This window comes from Protofrankia sp. CiP3 (assembly GCF_917627345.1).
Lineage (GTDB): Bacteria > Actinomycetota > Actinomycetes > Frankiales > Frankiaceae > Protofrankia.
The window spans coordinates 12,009-29,308 of sequence record NZ_CAKJTM010000062.1; the positions used below are offsets into that span (position 1 = coordinate 12,009).

Consider the following 17,300-nt stretch of genomic DNA (forward strand, 5'->3'; position numbering starts at 1 on the left):
TGCGCCGCGTGGACGTGACCACCGGGGAAACCGAGATCGTCCCGGTGCCGTGCGGGGCCACCCTGGCCTCGAAGTGTCCGTCGTGTGCGGAGCGGGCGCGGAAACTGCGGATGGCGCAGTGCAAGGCCGGGTGGCATCTCGATGACGAACCGTTGCCCGACCCCGACCCTCCGACCGAGGACGCGAAGGCCCTGGTCCAGCTCCGCGCGGATCTCGAAGCCGTCCGCGTCGACGCGGTCACCGGCCACGATGTGGAGCAGATCACCGAGGTTGACGATCTGATCTCGCAGGTGGACGACGCGCTGGCAGATCTCGGCGTGCGGGGGAAGACCGCGCCGGACAGCCGCGACCGGCCACGGCGGACCCGGTCCACCCGGCGGCGTCAGGATGCCCCGGACCTGCCCCGGCTGCCGGTGGACCGGCGCACGGTCGGGCGGACGTTCACCGGCCCGGACGGGACGGTGTGGCGTCCGTCGATGTTCCTCACGCTGACCTGCGACAGCTACGGCCGGGTGACCTCGGAGGGCACGCCGGTCGATCCGGAAGGCTACGACTACCGGCGGGCGGCCCGCGACGCGATCCACTTCCCCAAGCTGGTGGATCGCTTCTGGCAGAACCTGCGCCGGGCGGTGGGGTACGACGTCCAGTACTTCGCCTGCCTGGAACCCCAACGCCGCCTCGCGCCCCATCTGCATGCGGCGATGCGCGGCACGATCCCCCGGGTACTGCTCCGCCAGGTGGCGGCGGCGACCTACCACCAGGTGTGGTGGCCGGCCTGTGACCAGCCGCTCTACAGCGCGGACCGGCTGCCCGTGTGGGATGAGCAGACCGGCGGCTACCGCGACCCGGACTCGGGCGCGGCTCTGCCGACCTGGGAGGAGGCGCTGGACGCGATCGAGGCCGAAGCAAACTCAAGGACGTTCAAAAGGCCGCGGAACTCGGCGTCGACGTCACCGCGGAACGTCGAACCGTCGCGGTGTGGCTCGGTGAATGGGTAGAAATCAAGAAGGGTGACGGCACCCGACCCACGACACTGCGTACCTACCGCTGGCTCATCGATACCCATATCGTGCCCACGATCGGCCGCATCCGGCTCGACAAGCTCACTCCCCTCGACATCCGACGCCTGGTCGCGGCGGCGAAGGCGTCCGGGTTGTCACCGGTGAGCGTCCGCCACGTGCACGGACTGATCCGTAACGCGCTCGCCGAAGCCGAACGGCTCGACCTCGTACCCCGCAACGTCGCGAAGGCGGTACGGGCACCATCCATCCCACACAAGGATGTCCGGGCGCTGCGTCCCGAAGAGGCCCGACGTCTCATCGAGGTTCTGCACGGTGACCGCCTGGAAGCGCTCTTCGCCTGCGCCCTGATGCTCGGTCTGCGCCGCGGGGAGATCCTCGGCCTGCGCTGGACCGATGTCGACCTTGACGGCGCCGTCCTCCACGTCCGCCAGAGCCTCCAGCGGGTCGACGGCTCGCTGACATTCGTACCGGCGAAAACCGTCCGCTCGCACCGGAAGCTACCAATCCCAGCCCGGCTGGCGGAGCTCCTGCGCCAACACCGGGTGACACAAGCGGGCGAACGGTTCGAACGCGGCGACTCCTGGGTGGAAACGGGCCTCGTGTTCACCTCGTCGATCGGTACCCCACTGGAACCACGGAACGTCAACCGCCGGTTCGATCAGCTCCGGGCAACGGCCGGGCTCCCCTGGCTCCGCCTACATGATCTTCGTCATGCGTTCGCCTCGATGCTGTTCTCCGAAGGGGTACCCGCGCGCACGGTCATGGAACTACTCGGACACTCGACCATCCAACTGACCATGAACACGTATACCCACGTCATGCCCGAGACCCAACGGGACGCCGTGGGACGCCTGGATCACCTGTTCACCGACGACAGGCCAGAAGATGACGAGGACGACAGCACGGAGCAAGCCGGAGACGCCGACCCCACCGACACCGACACCGACACCGACACCGACGAATAGTGATCGACCGCAAATGGGTACAGCGTTGGGTACATTGATCTTCAGATAGGCGTTACCTAAAGTGATAACGGCTGGTCAGGATGGGTGCGCCGCCAGGGACTTGAACCCCGAACCCGCAGATTAAGAGTCTGCTGCTCTGCCAATTGAGCTAGCGGCGCGTGTCGCCTTGCGACGGAACCGAATGTATCAGGTCCGGAAGGGATCGAGGCCCGCAGGTGGTCTCAACCCTTCTCGCAGCCGGTGCCATCATGATCGCCGTCAAGCCTGAACGGGTCGGGTGCCAGCACCCGAAGCGGGCCGCGCACGTAGTTGGGGCCATCGCCCGAGCCGCCGGCACAGTCGTAGTCGCCGATCCCGTCCTGTAGACAGACATCCGGATACGCGGGGTCACAGTTGCGCGCCGGTGCGGCCGCCACGGCCGTCGCCGGCCGCGGTGCGGGCGCAGCCACGGGAGCCTGGGCCGCAGCCTGGGCCGATGTTCGGGATACCGGATGTGTAGTCGGGGCCGTGGCAGCCTTCCCGGCTGCGGACGCGGCAGCGGACGTCGTCGCGACCGCTACGGCCGGTTGCGGGGCCGGCGGGATCTCGCCGGCCGTCGGTGTCACCGGCCCAGCTGCGACGGCCTCGCCGACAGGCAACCCGACAGTGGCCGACGGGCTCGTGGCCGGGGACGGAATCGATGACCCGGACGGGCTGACGGACGGGCTCCGCAAGCTCGACACCGCCAGCGACGTGACCGCGGCCGAATCGTACTTGTTCCCGGCCGCCGCGAGCACGAGCAGGCACAGAAAACTCGCTCCGGTGATGAATCCAGCGGTACGGCGGTTGTGAACACGCACCCGGTGAAGATGCCCGCGCACCAGCCCGACAGTTCCGGCAAGCATGATAACAAAAACGATGAAAAAGCAAAACCTCAGCATGCATCCCCCATGACCATGATGGGTGGACTTTAGCGCATGCCGCAAATGAGCCGTGACCGGCCCGGCCGGCCATACCACGGACCGGATGTCATCTCGTCGGCGGCGCCAGGTTCGCGCTGCGGGCGACCTGGCGCCGTGTCCCGCCCGTGCCCCATGCTGAAGACGCTCAGGTCCGCGCCGAAGATCGCGGGCGAAGACGTCTCTGCTACGCGTCTACGCGCCCGCGGCGGACTCCTCGGGCATGGGATCGCCGAAACGCCAGCCCGGCACGATGCCACGGTTGAAGAAACTGCGGAACTCACGCACGGACGGGCCGTCCGGTTTCACCCAGAGGGTCTTCTCGGGCATCCGCAGCCATTTCAGGACGTCCATGTCGGCATAGGCGTTCCGCCGGACGGTGAGCCACATTATACGGGCGAGCGCGTGGTTGAGCGGAGCGAACAGCGGCCCAGTGCCGATCTTACGCACCACGACCCGCCAGGTGAAAATCGTAAGGTCGTCCCGAATCGGCGTGCCGCCGAGGACCATTGTCAGCATCGGTCCGGAGCGATCGACCGTGGCGTCCTTCTGCGTCCGGTAGATGGCCGCGGCCGGGCCGATCATCTCGATGAACGCGAACGGTCTGAACCATCGCTGGACCTTGTTCCGGCTGGCGGCGTCAGCTGGCCGGAGCTGGTACTCGAGACGGTCCTCCTTGTTCACCATAACCGCGTACTCAAGGCGTCCGGTGCCCTTGTGCGCATTCGGGAAATGGTAGATATCGGCGACGTGCTCCGCGACTGGCAGGAGTTTTCCGTGCGCGATGTAGACCTGGCCCTTGAGGTTCAGGTACTTTTTGGAGTCGGCATAGGAGACCTCCGTGAAATCACCGGCGGGCGCCGGGCCGTACCAGAACCAGATGTTACCGGCGTGTTCGCGAACAGGGATCGACCGCTGGCCTGCCCGCGGGGGGATCTTCGAACGCTCCAGCCCGGGGATGACCTCGCAGCCCCCATCCGGCCCGAATTCCCAGGCGTGGTAGCCGCACTTGATCCGATTCTCGACGACAGTACCGCAGCGGGCAAGGTCAGCGCCCATGTGGCAGCACTGACTGTCGATCATGCCAACGTCGCCGTCCTTCCCCCGGAAGAGCGCGAACTGGTGAGACATGAACTCCACCGGGACGACCTGACCGGGAAGAAGGTCTTCGCTGAACCGGGCGAAATACCAGCCCAGCGGGTAGTCGGTCCGCTGCTCCTCGTTCGTGGACTGGTCCTTGAGGAGCCGTCTGTCATATTCCTTGAGTTGTCTCTGCCATTTCGACTTCGACACGGGTCCTCCGGGAGTCCTACTTCTTCAGGGCAAGTATGCGGGCCATGGCCGAGATATAACTGATGACACTGCCGGCTGGCCGGCCGCTCGGCGTGGCAACACATGATCGACGTTAGCACGCGAACCACACCAGATCTCACCAAGTCCACCGCGTGACCGAAAGAACAAGCGGAGCCCGCCAGTCAGGAAACACGGTAACGACAATGTTTCGGGCGGGCGCAGTCGGCTGAATCACGCTGTTACAAACGCCATACCGATGCGGTGAAGTGTTTCCCGTGGCGTAGGCTACCACTTTTCCACGGCGGCCGGACAGCCCTTCACCGCCCAGTTATTTCAACCGTTGGGCGGTGCGTGAATTTCCACTTTTTCTCGGTCCAGGAAACACTGCTGGTGGCTCAGCCTACATCCACCCAGTTCAAGGTGCGTTCAACCGCCTTGCGCCAGCCCGCGTAACCGCTTTCGCGCCGATCCGCCGACCACTCGGGTTCCCACCGGCGATCCTCGCGCCAGTGCGCGGCGAGTTCATCGGTGCCCTTCCAGAAGTTCACCGCAAGACCGGCCGCGTAGGCCGCGCCCAGGGCCGTCGTCTCCGCGATCACCGGCCGGCTGACAGGGATGCCGAGGATGTCCGCCTGCGTCTGCATGCACAGATCGTTGGCCGTCACGCCGCCGTCGACCCGCAGGATGTCGAATGTGACCCCCGACTCCTTCCCCATCGCCTCGGCCAGGTCGCGGCTCGAGTAACAGATCGCCTCAAGCGTGGCGCGGGCCAGATGGGCGCTGGTGTGAAAGCGCGACAGGCCCACCAGCGCTCCACGCGCGTCCGACCGCCAGTACGGCGCGAACAGCCCCGAGAAGGCTGGGACGAAGTAGATGCCGGCGCTGTCGGGCACCTGCCGGGCCAGTTCCTCGCTCTGTGCCGCGCTGGCGATGATGCCGAGGTTGTCTCGCAGCCACTGCACCGCCGAGCCGGTGACCGCGATCGAGCCTTCCAGCGCGTACACCGGATCCTGGTCACCGAACCGGTAACCGACCGTGGTGAGCAGGCCGTTGCCGGACCACACCGCCCGCGTCCCGGTGTTCAGCAGCAGAAAGCTGCCTGTGCCATAGGTGTTCTTGGCCTGCCCGGCGGCGAAGCACACCTGACCGACGGTCGCCGCGTGCTGGTCGCCGAGAGCACCGGTCAACGCCACCTCGCCGCCCAGCGGCCCGGCCCCGGTGGTCGTCCCGTAACCGGCCGGCTCGGATGACGACCGGATCGCCGGGAGCATGGCCCGCGGGATGTCGAAAAACGACAGCAGCTCGTCGTCCCAGTCGAGGGTCTGGAGGTTCATCAGCATGGTGCGGCTGGCGTTGGTCACATCGGTCACGTGCGCCCCACCACGCGGGCCACCGGTGAGGTTCCACAGCAGCCAGCTGTCCATGGTGCCGAACACGGCATCGCCGCGCTCGGCGGCCCTGCGGACCCCTTCGACGTTGTCGAGGATCCACTGGATCTTGGCTGCGGAAAAGTAGGTCGCGGGCGGCAGGCCGGCCTTGCTCTGGATGATCTTCCCGCGGCCATCCCGGGTCAGCGCCGACGCGAGCCGGTCGGTCCGGGTGTCCTGCCAGACGATCGCGTTGTAATAGGGCCGGCCGGTGTGCGGGTTCCACACCACCGTGGTCTCCCGCTGGTTGGTGACACCGAGCGCCACCAGGTCGGATGCCCCGAGGTGAGCGCTGGCCATGGCCGACTGGATGACCACCGCGGTACGTTCCCAGATCTCGACGGGATTATGTTCGACCCAGCCGGAGCACGGCAGAATCTGCTGGTGCTCCAGCTGGTGGCGCCCGGCCTCGTTGCCATTATGATCAAAAATCATGAAACGAGTACTGGTGGTGCCCTGATCGACCGCTCCGACGAAGTCGTTCATCGTCCGCTTCCTCCTGTCGGCCGGTGGCCGTTTCCCACGACATGAGGAAGAAAACCACGTGCCGACGGCCCGCGCAGCAGACGATCCGCCTTGGCCGCGGTGCGTCCGAGCCTGCCGGCTGACGGCTCTCAGCCGGTACTCACCTCTCGACCGGCGAAAAGCGACACATCTTTTCAGCTCGATTTGGGAAAATTCGCCAATCCTGGAGGCCTGTCCCGGCTATTTCCGATCTGGCCCCGCGGGCGCCAGAGTGTAACAATTCGATGGCAGCGCCGACGGAGAATTCGGCCAGCGGTGAAAGAAATCACCTGGAAGCACGGACCAGCCGGCCGTCAAGGCCGTTCCCGGAGGTCAGCCGGGGTGGCCGGGATGATTCGCGCGACGTTGCCCGACTGACGGATCAACCGACGGCCCGCCGTACTACGTTTAGATCATCATGGAAGTGGAGACAGACAGCGGGAACGCCGGGCAACCGTACGGCGACGATTTCGTTACCCATCGGGTTGATCGGGCGAAAGACCTGATCATCACGCAAAGCCGCTTACGCGGTCTGCTGCGCGCGAGCCGGATGGTCGCCTCCGACCTGAGCCTGCCCGTTGTGCTCACCCGTATTGTCGAAGCAGCCTGTGATCTTGTCGACGCCCGCTACGGAGCGCTCGGTGTGATTGCCCGTGACCAGAACCTGGAGCAGTTCATCCATGTCGGCTTCGACGAGAGCATGGTTCGCCGAATTGGTGATCTTCCGCGCGGAAAGGGCATTCTCGGCCTGCTCATCCGGGAGCCCTACCCACTGCGCCTCGACGACATCACCACCGATCACCGAGCGGACGGATTCCCTCCTGGGCATCCGCCCATGCACAGTTTCCTCGGCGTTCCGATCCGTATCGGCACCAAGGTCTTCGGCAATCTCTACCTGACGGACAAACAGAACGCGTCGCGCTTCACCACCGAGGATGAGGAACTCGTCCAGGCGCTGGCGGCGAGCGCTGGCGTCGCCATTGAGAACGCGCGCCTTTTCGAGGAGTCCCAACGCCGGCAGCGGTGGTTGCAGGCGTCCGCCGACATCACCCGCCATCTCCTGGCCGAAGGCCCGAACCCACTGGGACTGATCGCGCGTAGGGCCCAGGAAGTCGCCGCGGCCGACTTCTCCGCCATCCTGCTCCCGCGGGCATCGCCCGAGGAACTCATCGTGGAGGTCGCGACCGGCGGACATCCTGACGGGCTGGTCGGCGCGATCGTTCCCGCGTCGGATCCGCTGGCCGGGCACAACGGCCCGCTGATGGTTATTCCACTGATCGCCTCGGAGGAAAGCGTCGGCGCGCTCGTCCTCGGCCGGCACCACAACGGCCGGCTGTTCACCGATGCCGACATCGACATGGCCTCGGGGTTCGCCGGCCATATCGCGCTGGAACTCGAACTGGCCCAGGCCCGTGCCGACCGCGACCGCATAGCCGTTCTGGAGGAACGCGACCGGATCGCCCGTGACCTGCACGATCACGTCATCCAACGGATCTTCGCCACGGCGATCGGGCTACAGGGCATGGCCGCACGGGGCGAGGCAACCGACGACCAGTCCGAACGGCTGGCCTCCTATATCGAGGACCTGGACGAGACCATCAGCCAGATCCGGACAACGATCTTCCAGCTGCGCCGCCGCGGCCGGGACAACGCCCCGAGCCTGCGTGGACAGCTCCTCGATGTCGTCGACGACGCCACCGCGGCCCTCGGGTTCGCGCCGCACCTGCGGTTCGAGGGGCCGTTGGACTCCTCGGTCTGTGAGGGCGTCGGGGAGCACCTGGTAGCCGTACTGCGGGAGGCCCTGTCGAACGTCGCCCGGCATGCGCGAGCGACACAGGTGAACGTGACGGTCTGGTCCACCGACGGCGAGGTACGGATCGATGTGATCGACAACGGGCTGGGCGGAGTGGATCCGGATGACCCCGGCAGCGGCGGCAGCGGGCTGGCCAACATGCGCAGCCGGGCCGAAGAACTGGGAGGCAGGTTCCTCGTGTTCTCCCCCGCGTCCGCCGGTACCCGGCTGTCCTGGTCCGCCCTGACCCGCCCACCGGGTCGGCACGCCTGACCCGGTGGGCGGGGGCGGGGGCGGGGGCGGGGTCAGGCTACCGAGCGCAGGCCGGACATCCCGCCAGTGAGCGTGCCGGTGCCGCCCGCCAGTTCCACCACCGCGTCCAGCTCGTCGAAACCGCTGGTCCGGTGGGTGATGAGCAGGAGCGTCCGGCCGCGGGTCACGTCCAGGATCGTGCGCATCACCGCGGCCTCGGTCACCGGGTCGAGATGCGCGGTCGGTTCGTCGAGGACGAGCACCCGCGGGTCGGCGAGCAGCGCGCGAGCGAGCAGAAGCCGCTGGCGCTGGCCGCCGGACATCCGCTCGCCGTCCGCTCCGACCCTGGTCGCGAGGCCGTCGGGCAGCCCCGCGACCCAGTCCGCGAGGCCCACCCGGGCAAGCACACCGGTGAGCTCCGCGTCGGCCGCCCCGGTATGGGCGATCAGAAGGTTCTCCCGCAGTGTCGCGTCGAACACGTGCGCGTCCTGCGTCATCCCGGTGACCCGTCGATACAGCTCATCGGTTCCGACGTCCCGGATGTCCACACCGCCGACGAGCACCCGGCCCGCCTGCGGATCACGGAAACGCAGCAGCAGGTCGACGACGCTGCTCTTGCCCACGCCGCTGGCCCCGACAAGCGCGACCCGGCCACCGGCCGGCAGGTACAGGTCGAACCCGTCGAGCACCAGCGGGCTGTCCGGGCCGTAACGCAGGTGGACACCGGTCATCCGGACGTCGAGCGGCCCGTCCGGCAGCGGGCGGGGCCGGATGGGCTCGCTGACCGGTGGCTCGCGGTCGAGGACGGCGAAGACCCGGCCGGCGGCGTGGCGGGCATCGGCGAGCGCGGCGAAGGCACTGGTGAGGCCCGCCAGCGGCTCGAAAGCCACGATCGTGGTGAGCACGATCACGGCGAGCATGACCGGCGACAGCGTCGCGCGGTGCACCGCGGCAAGCCCGACGACGCTGACCGCGGTCAGGGTGAGTCCAGCGGCAAGCGAACCGGTCGCGGCCCCCCACGCCGGTGACCCGCGCCATGACTCGACCAGCCGTTGTATCTCCTGGTCGCGACGGCGCAGGCGGGCCAGCCGGGAGCGGGCCGCGCCGAACGCGACGAACTCGTCCAGCCCCTCGAGCAACGACACGATCTCGGTGTCCCGGCGGGCCCGCGCCAACGCGGTGGCCGTGACCGTCCCGCGGGTGTACCAGGCGGTCACCGGCCCGGCGAGCAGCGCGGCCGCGGCAAGCCCGACAGCGAGGACGGCACCCGCGGCCGGCAGCAGCACACCGACCCCGATCACCGCTCCGGCGCAGGCGAACGCCGCCGACGCGGTCGGGCCCACACCCCGCAGCAACGACTCCCCGACCCCGTCGACATCCGCGGTGAAACGGCGCAGCAGGTCCCCGCGCCGATGGGTGCCAAGACCCGCGGGAGCCAGCGGGACCAGCCGCGTGAACACCTGCGCGCGCAGCCGTGCCAGCCCGCGCAGGGCCGCGTCATGGCTGGCGAGCCGCTCGACATAACGAAAGACCGGCCGGCCGAGCCCGAAGGCACGCACGGCGACGACGGCGACCATCAGCGTGAGCACCGGTGGACGCTGGGCTGCCCGGACGATCAACCAGGCGGACGTGGCGGTCAGGCCGATGCCGCATCCCAACGCGGCCGCCCCGGCAATGATGCCGAGCGCGAGCCGTCGCCACGCCGAGGCGAACAGCATGAATGCCCGCCGTGGCGAGGCGGGCGGCGGGCCCGGGAGTGGAACGGCTGGTGCCACCACCACTGAACGATCATGTAGATGGATGGCCGCCGGCCGGCCCACGACCGCGCCGGGGGCCACGGCTGGAACCGCGCCGGAGCCGGCGAGGCGCGTGCTGGAGCTGGAGCTGGAGCTGGCGAGGCGTGTGGCCCGCGGGCGAACTGGCGCGGGAGCCACCGTCCGGTCGTCGACCACCTGCCCGGCCGAAACCGTGACAACCCGGTCAGCGACTCCGGCGAGCATGTCGGAGTGTGCCACGAGCACCACCGTCGCACGTCCCCGCAGCGCCGCGACGGCCATGGCCACGTGCTCCTCCGCCGCGGCGTCCAGGCTTTCGCCCGGCTCGTCGAGCAGCACCAAGGCCGCGTCGCGGACCAGCACGCGGGCCAGCGCCACCCGCCGCAGCTCGCCGGCTGACAGCTCCCCACCGTCCTCGCCCACAACGCGGTCCGCCGCTGGCGCCCCCGCGGCCGTCAGCGCCGCGGTGATCTCGGCGGCAGTGGCGCCGGGACGCCCCAGCCGGATCTCGTCAGCGACCGTGCCACCGCAGACGGCATGCGGGCGCTGCGGCAGCCAGGCGATCCGGGCCCGCCAGGCGGCCGGGTCGAGGTCCGCAAGGTCGGTCCCGTCCACCAGCACCCGGCCCCGCGCCGGGGCCAGTGCCCCGCGCAGCAGTGCCAGCAGCGTGCTCTTGCCCGCGCCGCTCGGCCCGACCAGCGCGACGATCTCGCCACGACGAATGGTCAGGTCGACGCGCCCCGCATGGCGCAGCCGCACTCCGTCCAGCCGCAGCGCGTCGAACCGAACCGGTACGGGAAGCGGCCGCCGGCCGGCCACGCCGCTGCTGTTGCCGGCACCGGCACCGGTATCGGCATCGGCACCTGCACCGGTGCCGATGGGCGCGGCGTCGATCGCGTCGAGGGCCGTGCCAGCCGCGGTCAGGCCGGAAACGGTCGCGTGATATTGCATCCCCACCTGCCGCAGCGGCAGGTAGACTTCCGGGGCGAGCAGCAGCGCGAGCAGCCCGGTACGCAGGTCCAGCGAACCCGACACCAGCCGCAGCCCGACGGACACCGCGACCAGCGCCACCGACAGGGTCGCCAGCAGCTCCAGTACGAACGACGACAGGAACGCCCAGCGCAGCGCCACCATGGTCTGTTCCCGGTAGGCGTCGGTGATCCGGCGGATCACCTCCACCTGGGCTTTCGCCCGGTTGAAGATCTTCAACGTCGCCAGTCCCTCGACCACGTCGAGAAAATGTCCGGACAGCCGCCCGAGCACCGCCCACTGCTGGTCGGTTCTGCTCCGGGTGGCAAGCCCCACCAGGACCATGAAGGCCGGGACCAGCGGCAGGGCGACAGCGAGCATGACCGCGGAGGTGAGATCCGCACCGGCGATCCGGATCAGCACAAACGGCGGGACAACCACCACCATCACCAGGGCCGGTAGAAAGCGGGTGAGATAGGCCTCCATACCGTCGAGGCCGGCGCCCGCGATGACCGCGAGCGCCCCCGATCCGCCGTCCCGGTCCCGTTCGCCGCCGCGATGACCGCGGGCCGGCCGTTCGACGGTCTGTTCGCGGGCCGGCTGTTCGACGGCGAGCTGTTCGACGACCGCCCCGAGCATGGCGGCACGCAGCTCCGCTGACACCGCGGGGGCGGTCCGCTGCGCGGTCCGCTCAGACACCCAGAGCAGCACCGTCCGGGCGGCCACGACCGCGATGAGAGCCGCGGCCGCGGCTCTGGCACCGGAACCAAAACCAGAACTGGGACCGGCACCGCCGCCCCGGCCAGCCAGCGGTTCCTGGCCCGCGAGCACAAGATCGGCCAACACTGTCGCCTGGATCACCACCAGGACGGCCGAGGCGACCGCCAGTACCCCCAACCGCACCAGGTAGAGACGCAGCGCCGGTACGGTACGAAGCAGCCGTGGATCAACCGGTCTCATGGGATCCAGCCAGATCCGCCAGATCCGCTCCGACCAGCCGCCGCCGGAAGATCCAGTACGACCACGCCTGGTAACCAAGGACTACCGGCGTGAACAGCACGGCCACCCATGTCATGACGGTGAGTGTGTAGTGCCCGGACACCGCGGCGTTGATGGTCAAGCTGTTGTCGGGCATGCCGCGGGCCGGCAGGACATCCGGGTAGAGCGCGGCGAACCAGCTTGCCACCAACAGGGCCATCGCGCCGGCGGTACCGGCGAACGCAAGGCCGTCCCGTTCGCCGAACCAGGCCAGGACGGCGAAACCCAGCGCGAGCAGAGCTGCGGCCCCGACCGCAGCCCCGGCGATGCCACCCCGGACGGCGACCGTCCAGACAACAAAGGCGGCGAAGGCGACCAACGTCGGTGCGGCCAGGCTCCGGGTGACGTTACGGGCGCGGTTGCGTACCGCGCCACGGGTCTTGAGCGTCAGGAACACCGCGCCGTGCAGAACGCACAGCAACAACATCGTCACCCCACCAAGCAGGGCGTAGGGGTTCAGCAGGTAGAGAAAGCCACCCGTCACGTCATGTTCCGGGGTCATCTCCAGACCGCGCACCATGTTGGCGAAAGCGACCCCGAACAGCAGCGCCGGCAGTGCTCCCCCGATCACGATCCCCCGGTCGCACCAGGCCCGCCCCGCCGCGCTGGTGGCCTTGCCGCGGTACTCCAGCGAAACCCCCCGGATGATCAACGAGAACAGGACGAGGAACAGCGCGAGGTACATGCCGCTGAACAGGCTCGCGTACCACTCCGGGAACGCCGCGAACATCGCCCCGCCCGCGGTGAGCAGCCAGACCTCGTTGGCGTCCCACACCGGGCCGATGGTGCCGAGCACCGCTCGCCGGTCGGTCTCGTCATTTCCGCCGATCACCGGCAGCAACGCGGCCACACCGAAGTCGAAGCCCTCCAGCACGAAGAAGCCGACCCACAGGACGGCTACCAGTACGAACCAGAACTCCTCAAGCATCGCCCTACTCCTAGCCAGCCAACGGGCACGCGATCATCGCTGTGGTCACGCGCCCTGAGGGCAACAGGTCTGCGGTACCGGGATGTCAGTAGGCGAGCGACGGCAGCGCCCCACCAGGCTGTGATCGGCCACCAACGGTCACGTTCGGGCTCAGCGCCGGTATCTCGTGCCGGCCATGGTGCAGGAACAGCCGCAGCGCGACCGCGGCCAGCGTTCCGTAGATGACCGTGAAGCCGGCCAGCGTAGCGATCACCGCTGTCGTGGAGACCCCCGGTGACACCGCGTCGGACGTGCGCAATAGACCGAAAACGGCCCACGGCTGGCGCCCCATCTCAGTGAAGATCCAGCCAGCGGTGTTCGCCAGGTACGGCAGGGCCGACGCCCACACGAACGCCGGCAGGAGGTAACGCCCGCCGGGCAGGTGGCCACCGCGCATCCGGAACAGCCCGAGCATGGCGAGGCCGAAGTAGACGGCGCCGAGCCCCATCATGGCCCGGAAGTTCCAGAAGGTGACGCCCATCACCGGGCTGTAGTCGCCCGGACCGTACCGAGCGGCCTCGGCGGCCTGCACATCGTTGACTCCTTGCACCGTCCCGGAAAAGCTGTTGGTGGCCATGAACGACAACAGGCGCGGAAGCTTTATATCGATCTTGTTCTCGCCGCGGGACACGTCACCGTAGGCGAACAGGGAAAGGCCGGCGCCCCGCTCGGTTTCCCACAACGCCTCGGCGGAGGCCATCTTCATCGGCTGCTGGCGGGTCATGACCTGCCCCTGGAAGTGCCCGGACGCCATGACCCCCACCGATGCCACGGCACAGACGACCAGGCCCAGGCGCACGGCCCGCCCATGCAGCTCTACCTGGTGCCCCCGCCGCAGATGCCAGCAGGACAACCCGACGATCACGGCTCCGCCCGTCAGCAGCGAGGCCGCCAACACATGCGGGAAGGTGACCAGCTGGGTCGGGTTTGTGAGCACCTGCCAGATCGAGGTGAGTTCCGCGTGCCCGGTGTCGGGGTTGATCCGGTACCCGACCGGGTGCTGCATCCACGAGTTGGCCGCCAGGATGAAGTAGGCGCTGATGACCGTGCCCAGCGACGCCAGCCAGATGGTGGCGAGGTGCACGTTCCTGGGCAGCCGGTCCCAGCCGAAGATCCACAGGCCGAGGAAGGTGGACTCCAGGAAGAACGCGATCAGCGCTTCCATGGCCAGCGGCGCGCCGAAGACATCTCCGACGAAACGCGAGTAGTCCGACCAGTTCATCCCGAACTGGAACTCCTGGACGATTCCCGTGACGATCCCCATCGCGAAGTTGATGAGCATCAACTTGCCCCAGAAACGGGTCAGGCGCAGCCATTCGACGTTGCCGGTCCGATTCCACGCCGTCTGCATCACCGCGACCAGCAGCGACAGCCCAATTGTCAGCGGGACGAACAGAAAATGATAGACCGTGGTGATCGCAAACTGCCAGCGCGCTATCGTTTCGTGGCTCATATCCGTTGCCACCCAGCGTATTCCTGGCCTACTTCTTCCTGGCTCATCTGCGTTCCCTTCCAGTAGTCCGGGGACCTGGGCCGCCGGCGGCGCGGAAAGCATCAGCGCGTCGTCGGCGACCGCTGTGCCAGCCGGGGACCTGGGCCGCCGACGGTGCGGAAAAACATCGTCACGCAGCCTTTGGTCGTTACCGGATGACAGCGACCGGGCACGGAGCATGCGTCATAACCTGGTGGCCGACCGAACCGAGCAGCAGGCCACCGAACCCGCCATGGCCACGGGCCCCCACCACCAGCAGCTGGGCGGCGTGGGCAGCCACGATCAGGCCGTGCGCCGCCGCGGCGGCTATCAGCGTCGCCTCGACGGCAGTTTCGGTATCGCGTGGAAGTCCTTGTTCAATAGCTGTGTCAAGAGTGATGCCAGCGGCTTTTTCCAGCTCCGCCTCGTCGAACACGGGGAGCCCGGCGGCGTTGGGCGGCGGCTGTGGCTGCCAGCAGTGCGAAACCCGCAACGGCACATGGCGCAGCCTCGCCTCGACCGCGGCCCAGCGCAGCGCCGCCAGGGATGGCCGTGAGCCGTCCACACCGACGACGATCGGCCGGCGGTCCGGCTGGGACAGTGCCGGCCCGCGTACGACCACCACCGGAACGGGAGCTTCCTGGACACATCGCGCGCTGACCGAACCGACGAACATCCGGCGCATCCGGGCAAGCCCGCGTGCGCCGACGACGAGCATCAACGCGTCCCGGGACTCCTCGACGAGAGCGTCCGAGGGCGCGTCGTAAACCGTCCTTTCAACGACATCGACACCGAGGTCACAGGGATGCGTCCGACGGACCGCGTCGTGCAGCACCTGCATTGCCGCACGTTCGAGATCATCGACGCCGATCGACGGTGAAATGTCGTCCACGACACGTGGACGCCCGCCCGGGCCCCAGGCGAGCACCGCTCGTATCCGAACCCCGATCAACGCCGCGTGCACCAAGGACCAGCGCAACGCCAACTCGGCATCCACGGACGCATCGATTCCCACCACGATATCGGATGTCGTCTCCACACCGTTCACGCTCGCAGCGCCCGGCGACGCGAACGAGAGCGATTCGGGTAGACCGCGGGACCGAAAGTCCCGCCCGCGCGGGCCAGCCAGCCGAAAGGGCCGTCAGCCGGAAAGCTTGGTGGCAAACACCGCCGCTTGCGTCCTGCTGGTCAGGCCAAGTTTTTCCAGAATGGATGACACGTTGTTCTTGACGGTTTTCTCAGCGAGATGAATCCGGCTGGCGATCTGGCGGTTGGTCAGCCCCTCGGCGATCAGGGCGAGGATCTGGCGCTCCCGCTCGCTGAGGGCGGACAGCAGGCGGTCTTCGGGCGCGCCGTCGCGCAACCGGGTCAGCACCCGCTGGGTGACCGCCGGGTCGAGCATGGACTGGCCGGATGCCACGGTCCGGACCGCGCCGACAAGATCAGTCCCTCTGATCTGCTTGAGCACATAGCCCGCCGCTCCGGCCATGATCGCGGCAAAGAGAGCCTCATCATCGTCATGGGATGTCAGGATCAGGCAAGGGACCTCCGGTGTACCGGAACGGATGTCGCGGCACACATCGATGCCGCTGCCGTCAGGCAGGCGGGCGTCGAGTATGGCGACGTCAGGACGTAGCGCCGGGATGCGCCGTAGGGCCTCGGCCACAAGGCCGGCCTCCCCCACGACTTTGATGTCGCCCTGGCTTTCCAGTAGCTCGCGCATCCCGCGCCGGACGATCTCGTGGTCATCGAGAACGAATACGCGGACAGGCTCCACCGAACCGACGATACCTGCCGACGAGGCCTTAGCGACCATGGATGACAGGCAACGGGACATGACAGACCGAAGGGCCTACCGTCATGTGTGTGACTAGCACCGGCACTCTACCCGCGGACCTCGCCCGCACGGTCGTCGAGACAGCGGGGCTGGCCCCGTCGATCCACAACACCCAGCCGTGGCGGTGGCGAGTGGGCAGCACCGGCCTTGACCTCCTCGCCGACACCTCGCGGCGGCTCACCATCGCCGACCCTGACGGTCGTCAGCTCCTGCTGAGCTGCGGCGCGGCACTCCTGCACGCCCGCCTCGCCATCCGGGCCGCCGGGCTCATCCCAACGGTGACGATCTTTCCGGATGCGCGTGACGAACTTGACGCCGGGCCGTTGGCCACTATCGCCATCAGGCCCGCCGCGGCCACCCAGCCCGCCGATCCCGACAACGCCATGCTGCTCGCGGCAACCCGCCATCGGCGCACCGACCGCAGGCCCTTCGACCCACGCCCGCTGGAACCGGACGCCCTGCGGGCGCTGCGGCTCGCGGCCGAGGCGGAGGCGGGGTGGCTGGTGTCCCTGGACGACGCGGACCTGCGCATCGACACAAGTGTGCTGATCGCCCGCGCCGACTGGCTGGAGAACCACGACCCGGCCTACCGCGCGGAACTGGAGTCCTGGAGCCGAACCAGCACGGATGCGGTCGATGGCATACCCCGTGATGTGGTGATCAGCTCAGATCAGCCACGGCAGTCCGAATTCACGGTGCGGGACTTCAACGTGGTCGGCGAAGCCGGCCTGCGGCTGCAACAGACCGGCGTGGAACGCCCGATGGTGCTCCTGATCGGTACCGACAGCGATACCCCAGCCGATCGGCTGCGAGCCGGCCAGGCGATGGAACGGGTCCTGCTGACCGCGACCGCGCGCGGTATCGCCACGTCACCGCTGGGCCAGGCTGTCGACCTCGAGTCAACCCGGGAGCTGCTGCGGCACTCGATCGGTGGCCTCGGGCACATCCAAATGATCATCAGAGTAGGCTACCCGCTGCCGGACGCCGAGACGCTGAAGGCGACACCGCGCCGATCGGTCGACGACATCCTGCGGTTCGAATGAACGCACT

The 17,300-nt window shown here is 68.2% G+C and carries 12 protein-coding genes, 1 tRNA gene and 1 pseudogene; 5 read left to right on the top strand and 9 right to left on the bottom strand.

Annotated features, from left to right (window positions below; translation table 11 throughout):
* Nucleotides 1-896: pseudogene (locus tag MJ797_RS18530) on the top strand (replication initiator); the annotation flags it as partial.
* Nucleotides 897-976: 80 nt separating this feature from the next.
* Nucleotides 977-1,987 carry a site-specific integrase gene (locus tag MJ797_RS18535; protein ID WP_239336798.1) on the top strand — a complete coding sequence of 337 codons (1,011 nt, stop codon included), beginning with the start codon at nt 977-979 and terminating at the stop codon, nt 1,985-1,987.
* 85 nt (nt 1,988-2,072) lie between these two features.
* Here MJ797_RS18535 and MJ797_RS18540 read toward each other — a convergent pair.
* Together MJ797_RS18540 and MJ797_RS18545 are read right to left on the bottom strand one after the other, a co-directional pair.
* Nucleotides 2,073-2,145, bottom strand: a tRNA-Lys gene (locus MJ797_RS18540).
* Between the two features lie 63 nt (nt 2,146-2,208).
* On the bottom strand, nt 2,209-2,436 hold the full coding sequence (locus MJ797_RS18545; protein WP_239336800.1) for a hypothetical protein: 228 nt from the start codon (nt 2,434-2,436) through the stop codon (nt 2,209-2,211).
* Between the two features lie 58 nt (nt 2,437-2,494).
* Here MJ797_RS18545 and MJ797_RS18550 point away from each other — a divergent pair, with 58 nt between their 5' ends.
* Nucleotides 2,495-2,818 carry a hypothetical protein gene (locus tag MJ797_RS18550; protein ID WP_239336802.1) on the top strand — a complete coding sequence of 108 codons (324 nt, stop codon included), beginning with the start codon at nt 2,495-2,497 and terminating at the stop codon, nt 2,816-2,818.
* 302 nt (nt 2,819-3,120) lie between these two features.
* Here the strand turns inward: MJ797_RS18550 and MJ797_RS18555 are convergent, their stop codons facing one another.
* Nucleotides 3,121-4,218 (bottom strand): Rieske 2Fe-2S domain-containing protein, encoded by a 1,098-nt coding sequence (locus tag MJ797_RS18555; protein ID WP_239307925.1) that lies wholly within the window; start codon nt 4,216-4,218, stop codon nt 3,121-3,123.
* A gap of 395 nt (nt 4,219-4,613) precedes the next feature.
* Complete coding sequence (glpK, locus tag MJ797_RS18560) at nt 4,614-6,131, bottom strand: glycerol kinase GlpK (protein WP_239336805.1); 1,518 nt, start codon at nt 6,129-6,131, stop codon at nt 4,614-4,616.
* A gap of 436 nt (nt 6,132-6,567) precedes the next feature.
* Here glpK and MJ797_RS18565 point away from each other — a divergent pair, with 436 nt between their 5' ends.
* The gene (locus MJ797_RS18565; protein ID WP_239336814.1) at nt 6,568-8,214 is read left to right on the top strand and encodes a GAF domain-containing protein; all 1,647 of its coding nucleotides are present in this window, start codon (nt 6,568-6,570) and stop codon (nt 8,212-8,214) included.
* Nucleotides 8,215-8,246: 32 nt separating this feature from the next.
* On the opposite strand, the gene cydD is transcribed toward MJ797_RS18565, so the two are convergent.
* From cydD to MJ797_RS18590, 5 genes are all read right to left on the bottom strand, one after another.
* Nucleotides 8,247-11,897 (bottom strand): thiol reductant ABC exporter subunit CydD, encoded by a 3,651-nt coding sequence (gene cydD, locus MJ797_RS18570; RefSeq protein ID WP_239336821.1) that lies wholly within the window; start codon nt 11,895-11,897, stop codon nt 8,247-8,249.
* Nucleotides 11,884-12,903, bottom strand: a complete 1,020-nt coding sequence (gene cydB, locus MJ797_RS18575) for a cytochrome d ubiquinol oxidase subunit II (RefSeq protein ID WP_239336824.1) — start codon at nt 12,901-12,903, stop codon at nt 11,884-11,886. The genes cydD and cydB overlap by 14 nt, the downstream gene beginning before the upstream one ends.
* Before the next feature lie 85 nt (nt 12,904-12,988).
* A complete protein-coding gene (locus MJ797_RS18580; protein WP_374582542.1) occupies nt 12,989-14,395 on the bottom strand; it encodes a cytochrome ubiquinol oxidase subunit I in 1,407 nt (468 codons plus the stop codon).
* Between the two features lie 187 nt (nt 14,396-14,582).
* On the bottom strand, nt 14,583-15,452 hold the full coding sequence (locus tag MJ797_RS18585) for a universal stress protein (protein ID WP_239307919.1): 870 nt from the start codon (nt 15,450-15,452) through the stop codon (nt 14,583-14,585).
* Nucleotides 15,453-15,554: 102 nt separating this feature from the next.
* Nucleotides 15,555-16,229, bottom strand: coding sequence for a response regulator transcription factor (locus MJ797_RS18590; protein WP_239307918.1), 675 nt, complete (start codon nt 16,227-16,229; stop codon nt 15,555-15,557).
* 44 nt (nt 16,230-16,273) lie between these two features.
* Here MJ797_RS18590 and MJ797_RS18595 point away from each other — a divergent pair, with 44 nt between their 5' ends.
* On the top strand, nt 16,274-17,293 hold the full coding sequence (locus MJ797_RS18595; RefSeq protein WP_239336831.1) for a nitroreductase family protein: 1,020 nt from the start codon (nt 16,274-16,276) through the stop codon (nt 17,291-17,293).
* Nucleotides 17,294-17,300: the final 7 nt, after the last annotated feature.

Excerpts from the sequence above, each read along its gene's own strand:
- glpK (WP_239336805.1), bottom strand. The coding sequence starts at position 6,131 with ATGAACGACTTCGTCGGAGCGGTCGATCAGGGCACCACCAGTACTCGT.
- MJ797_RS18565 (WP_239336814.1), top strand. The coding sequence starts at position 6,568 with ATGGAAGTGGAGACAGACAGCGGGAACGCCGGGCAACCGTACGGCGAC.
- cydD (WP_239336821.1), bottom strand. The coding sequence starts at position 11,897 with ATGAGACCGGTTGATCCACGGCTGCTTCGTACCGTACCGGCGCTGCGT.
- cydB (WP_239336824.1), bottom strand. The coding sequence starts at position 12,903 with ATGCTTGAGGAGTTCTGGTTCGTACTGGTAGCCGTCCTGTGGGTCGGC.
- MJ797_RS18580 (WP_374582542.1), bottom strand. The coding sequence starts at position 14,395 with ATGAGCCACGAAACGATAGCGCGCTGGCAGTTTGCGATCACCACGGTC.
- MJ797_RS18590 (WP_239307918.1), bottom strand. The coding sequence starts at position 16,229 with ATGGTCGCTAAGGCCTCGTCGGCAGGTATCGTCGGTTCGGTGGAGCCT.
- MJ797_RS18595 (WP_239336831.1), top strand. The coding sequence starts at position 16,274 with ATGTGTGTGACTAGCACCGGCACTCTACCCGCGGACCTCGCCCGCACG.